Annotated in this window: 5 protein-coding genes and 1 pseudogene; 2 read left to right on the forward strand and 4 right to left on the reverse strand. The window is 72.9% G+C overall.

Annotated features, from left to right (window positions below; genetic code table 11):
- Positions 1-461, forward strand: a pseudogene (locus CVO76_RS15170) (SDR family NAD(P)-dependent oxidoreductase); the annotation flags it as partial.
- Here the strand turns inward: CVO76_RS15170 and CVO76_RS15175 are convergent.
- A complete protein-coding gene (locus CVO76_RS15175; RefSeq protein WP_208739987.1) occupies positions 448-1,701 on the reverse strand; it encodes a glycosyltransferase 87 family protein in 1,254 nt (417 codons plus the stop codon). The pseudogene CVO76_RS15170 and the gene CVO76_RS15175 overlap by 14 nt on opposite strands.
- A 297-nt stretch (positions 1,702-1,998) precedes the next feature.
- Positions 1,999-2,721, reverse strand: a complete 723-nt coding sequence (locus tag CVO76_RS15180; RefSeq protein ID WP_133082688.1) for a TetR/AcrR family transcriptional regulator — start codon at positions 2,719-2,721, stop codon at positions 1,999-2,001.
- 132 nt (positions 2,722-2,853) lie between these two features.
- Between CVO76_RS15180 and CVO76_RS15185 the strand changes: the two genes are divergently transcribed.
- On the forward strand, positions 2,854-3,795 hold the full coding sequence (locus CVO76_RS15185; RefSeq protein WP_208739988.1) for an NAD-dependent epimerase/dehydratase family protein: 942 nt from the start codon (positions 2,854-2,856) through the stop codon (positions 3,793-3,795).
- Here CVO76_RS15185 and CVO76_RS15190 read toward each other — a convergent pair.
- Entirely contained in the window at positions 3,792-4,772 is a 981-nt protein-coding gene (locus tag CVO76_RS15190) for a D-2-hydroxyacid dehydrogenase (RefSeq protein WP_208739989.1), read from the reverse strand. The genes CVO76_RS15185 and CVO76_RS15190 overlap by 4 nt on opposite strands.
- The coding region (locus CVO76_RS15195; protein ID WP_208739990.1) for a hypothetical protein at positions 4,769-4,982 on the reverse strand (214 nt) is incomplete at its 5' end. The genes CVO76_RS15190 and CVO76_RS15195, both read right to left, overlap by 4 nt.

A 4,982-nucleotide genomic window follows, 5' to 3' on the forward strand; every position in this document is an offset into this window, starting at 1 on the left:
CGGCCCGCCTCGTCCGCGAGGCCGAGCAGGTGCTCCTCCGCCGCTCTGACCGCGGCACGGTCCTCCGGCTCTCGGGGATCTACGGGCCGGGCCGCACCCGCCTGATCGACCAGGTGAGGACCGGCGCGGCCGTGCTGCCGGCGGAACCGCAGTGGACGAACCGGATCCACCGCGACGACGCCGCGGCGGCGATCGTGCACCTGGTCACGGCGGTCGACGCTCCCGCACCCATCTACCTCGGCAGTGACGAACGACCCGTGGACCTCGGTGAGGTGCTGCAGTTCCTCGCCGGACAGCTCGGCCTGCCGGAGCCGCCCCGCGGCGAGGTGTCCACGACCCGCGGCGGCGCGCGCAGGGTGGACAGCAGCCTGCTCCGGTCCACGGGGTTCTCCTTCACCTACCCGACGTACCGGGAGGGCTACCGCGCCGTCCTGGCGGGGCAGGGCGTCAGGCACCCGTAGCCGCGGCGGCGGGGATCCGCGCCCGGGCGGTCAGGCGTCCGAGCCGCACGAGGGACCAGACCAGGATGCTCACCACGAGCAGGTTCCGGAGCGTGAGCAGGACGGCGACGGCCGGGTCGAGCTCGTAGCGCAGGGCGTCGTAGAACACCGGATACACGAGGGTCGTCAGGCCCGCCGTGGCCAGCATGGCGAGGGCCGGGTAGCGCCACTCGGACGCGCGGTCGAGCACGAGTCCTCCGGCGATCACGGCCGCGATCCACAGCATGAACTGCGGGGATCCCACCTTGTTGAACACCACGAGGGTGCTCACCAGCGCCAGCGCCCCCGTGGCGAGCAGTGCATCGGCCGGGGCTCCGCGGTGCAGGGCGACCGCGAGGAACACGGCGACCAGGAGGACTGTCAGCGCCATCAGCGGGGTCATGAGGTCCCCGACGACCCCGCTCAGCGCACCCCGGACCTCCATGGTGTTGATGACCTCGTCCTCGAAGAAGTAGGCGCCCGAGGTCCCCGTGATCGCCTGCCACACGCCGGGCGTGCTGAGCGGCGCCTCGAGCTGCATGCCGCGGGCACCCTGCGCGCTGAGGAAGCCGGTGAGGTTGCGGACGTCACCGGTCAGCGCGACGACGGCGGCGATGCCGGCGGTGAGGGCGAGGCCCGCGCCGAGGATGCGGAGCCGGCCCTTCCGCACGGCGACGAGCGCCGCGAGGACGACGGCGGCCGGCCAGACCTTCATCCAGGTGGCGGCACTCAGGACGAGCGAGGCCACGAAGGGCCGCGCGGCGACGAGGAGCAGTGCGGTGATCACCAGGGGCGCCGTCAGGCCGTCGATCCGGCCGACCGCGACCGGCCCGAGCAGTGCCGTCGCCGTCAGCCACCAGTAGGCGGCGGTGAACGACGACGGTGTGCCCCGCCGGACCAGGGCGGCTGTGCCGACGGCGTTGAGCGCGGCGAAGAGCAGGAACCAGGCGAGCTGGTAGAGATACGGGCCGAGGACGGTGGCGAGGACCATCGGTGCGAGGGCTCCGACGGGGTACACCCAGGCGGTGTCGATCCCCTGCCAGACGCCGTCGTCCAGCCCCTGGTACGCCCACTCACGGTAGAAGCGGATGTCACTGAGCACTCCGCCGCCGAGGATGAACGGCAGCAGGCGTGCGAGGAAACCGGCGTGGACGAGGGCGAAGAACAGCCAGACCGGGCGCGCGCTGTTGCGCGTCTCCGGACGGGGCAGGCGGATGCGCACGGGGGCTCCTGATCAGCGGGGTGGCGGCAGCCGCCAGTGTCTCACCCGCCGCGTTGCCGACGCCAATCCCCCGGGGACGCGCCGGACTCCCGCCGGCCACGACCTCGCGGGCGGCGGCGAGGTACTCCGCGGCCCCTTCCCCTCCGCCGCATCGACGAGCGCCTCCGCCTGCACGAGGGCGGCCCGGGCGGGTGCATGCCGCCCCGGGCGGGTGAGGAGTTCCGCACGGTGGAGCTCGGCCGGCACCCGTCCGGTGGGCGACCGGGGTCCAGGGTCCACGGCCGTGCTGCTCGTCAGTCAGGCGGTTCCCTGGGCGTCCTGCACGCCTACGTCGCGGAGCCCGAGCTGCGCGGCGAGTCGCGCGACCGTGTAGTCGTGGAGCGCGTCCGGATCGCTGAACGTATCGGTGCCGTACTGACCGAAGACCTCGAACGAGACGGCACCGAAGAGGGCGGACCAGGCCTGCACGGTGGCGGCGAGGACGTCGTCCGGCGCGGCGAGCGACAGCTGGTCGCGGATGACGCGGTAGTCGCCCGCGAGCCGTGTGGGTGCCGGTCCGGCGGCGCCGTGCAGGTTCCCCGCGCGCCAGGCGTCGTCGACGATGTGCGCGAGCAGCGTGACGACGCGGGTCCCCTGGGTCGTGGTCTGCTCCGCTGGCGCCTCGTAGCCGGGGACGGGGCTGCCGTAGAGCAGTGCGTAACGCGACGGTTCACGCACGGCCCATGCCCGGACGGCGCCGGCGAGTGCCGTGAAACGCCCGAGGGCAGCCTGCGGCGCGGAATCCACGGCGGCGTCGACCTCGTCACCGAGCTCCCTGTAGGCGTCGACCACGAGGAGCGTGAGCAATTCGTCGCGGTTGGCGACATAGCGGTAGACGGCCGAGGAGACGACGCCGAGTTCCCTCGCCACGGCACGCAGGGAGAGGGCCGCGGCGCCCACCTCCCCGAGCTGACGGCGGCCGATGAGGGTGATGTCGCTGAGTGTCTGTTCGCGGGCGCGTTCGCGCGGTGTTCCGGCCATGGTGTCACTCTGGCACCCGGATGAGAGCAGTGTCAACTTTTGAGAGCAGTGCTCTTGACCAGATCCGGAGGAGGGTGCATCCTTGGAAGCGAGAGCACTGCTCTCATTCTCCTACGGCCCGAAAGGCACACCATGAGCCAGTACATCGTCACCGGAGCAGGACCTGTCGGCTGGACCGTCGCGGAACAGCTCGCAGCGCGCGGGGACTCCGTGCGCATCCTGACACGGTCCGGCAGCGGGCCGGACCACCCCCTCGTCGAGAAGCTGGTCGTCGACGTGTCCGACGCCTCCGCCCTCGCGACAGCCATCACCGGGGCGGTCGCGGTCTTCTCCTGCATCCACGGCAGCACCTACTCCGCGGCGGCCTGGCAGCGGGAACTGCCCGCGGCCGAGTCCGTGGTGCTCGAGGCCGCGGGGCGGGAGGGCGCCGTCGTCGTGTTCCCCGAGAGCCTGTATTCCTACAGCAGGCCGGACCAGGTGATGACGGAGCAGGGCGAGCGCGCTGCGGAAGGCGGCAAGCGCGGTGTCCGGACGGCCCTGCTGGCGGCGCGGGCAGCGTCCACGACGGACACCGTCTCGGTGGTCGCGTCGGACTTCTACGGGCCGAGGGTGCGGATGGCGCACGCCGGTGACCGGATGGTGCCGGCCGTGCTGGACGGCAGCCCGATCCGGCTCGTGGGCAGTCCGGACGCCGCACACTCGTTCACCTACGTCCCCGACCTCGCCGCGGCGATGATCGCGGCGGCCGAGCTGCCGCGCGTCCGCGACCGGGTGCTGCACGCACCGACCCTCCCCGCCCTCACCCAGCGCGCGCTCGTCGAGGCCTTCGCATCGACGGCCGGAGTCGCCGCACCCCGCCTGACGGGGACACCGGGCTGGCTGTTCCGCGGACTCGGCGTGGTCGTGCCGTCCGTGCGGGAGCTGGCCGAGATGTCCTACCAGTTCGACCGGCCGTTCGTCATGGACTCGACGTCGTCGCAGCGGCTGCTGGGCATCGCACCCACGCCGCTGGAGGCCGCCCTCGACGAGACCGTACGATGGTGGCGCGGAGAGCTGGCCGCCACACCGGCCTAGCCGGGCGGACGCCCGGAGGGAACGTACCCGAGGGCCTTGTCGACGACACCCGGCAGGGGCAGCCCCTCGACCCACAGCAGGAAGTTCCGCTCGAACTGCGCGGCGAGGTCGTCGAGCCAGGAATCGGCATTGCTCGCCATGTGCGGCGTGACGAGCACGGTGGGCAGGGACCACAACGGATTCTCCGGGGGCAGCGGCTCGACGGCGAACGTGTCGAGGACGGCTCCGGCGAGCGTCCCGGCCCGCAGTCGGCCGGTGAGGGCCGCCTCGTCCACGAGCCGCCCCCGTCCCACGTTGATGAGGACGGCGGACGGTTTCATCGCCCCGATCGCCTCGGCATCCATCATGTTCTCGGTGGACGGGGTCAGGGGGGCCACCAGGACGACCCAGTCGAACCCGGGCACCACCCGGGCCAGGTCCGCGGCGGCGTGCACGCGGCCGAAATCGTCGTCGTGCTCCAGCGCGACCCTGCCCGCGCCCTCGACGCGCACCCCGACCGCCCGCAGCAGTCGTGCGGTATGGCGGCCGATGCTGCCCGTGCCCACCACCAGCGCCCGGGAACCGGCGATGTTGCGGCCCTCCCGCCAGGCCCAGCGGGCCTCGCGCTGGGAGTCCCGCAGGGGCCCGAAACCCTTCGCGGCGTGGAGCATGGCACCCAGCACGTACTCCGCCATCGGCTGGTCGAAGATGCCGTGGGCGTTCGTCACGACGACGTCGGAGGCCACGAGTCCCGGGAAGAGCAGTTTGTCCACACCGGCGGCCGCGACGTGCAGCCAGCGGAGGGAGCCGGCTGCGTGCCAGGCCGCGGGGAGCGCTCCGGAGAAGTAGTCCCAGAGGTAGAGGATGTCGGCACCGTCGAGGGCTCCGGGGAGGCCCGCCGCCTGCGCCACCCGGACCTCTGCCACCTCGGCCACGCGCTCGAGCCCGCGCACCGGCGTCGCACCCTCGAGGACCGCGACCACAGGACGACCGGTCATGACTGCTCCGACCGGTGCCCCACGGGGCCGGCCGGGGGCGGACCCGTGTCCGGTACGGGTTCGCCGGCCCCGCCGGCAGGCGGCGAGGCGGCGGGATCACCGGAGGCGACGCCCGTCTCCGGGCGGTGCTCGATCGACAGGTCACGCAGGTACCGCAGCACCACGATCCCCACCGCCGTGGTGGGGACGGTCGCCGAACTCGACATCGAA

It is taken from the genome of Arthrobacter agilis (genome assembly GCF_002953615.1).
Lineage (GTDB): Bacteria > Actinomycetota > Actinomycetes > Actinomycetales > Micrococcaceae > Arthrobacter_D > Arthrobacter_D agilis_B.

What these genes read in the sequence shown, in the direction of transcription:
- CVO76_RS15180 (WP_133082688.1), bottom strand. Translation starts at nt 2,721, where the DNA reads ATGGCCGGAACACCGCGCGAACGCGCCCGCGAACAGACACTCAGCGAC.
- CVO76_RS15185 (WP_208739988.1), top strand. Translation starts at nt 2,854, where the DNA reads ATGAGCCAGTACATCGTCACCGGAGCAGGACCTGTCGGCTGGACCGTC.
- CVO76_RS15190 (WP_208739989.1), bottom strand. Translation starts at nt 4,772, where the DNA reads ATGACCGGTCGTCCTGTGGTCGCGGTCCTCGAGGGTGCGACGCCGGTG.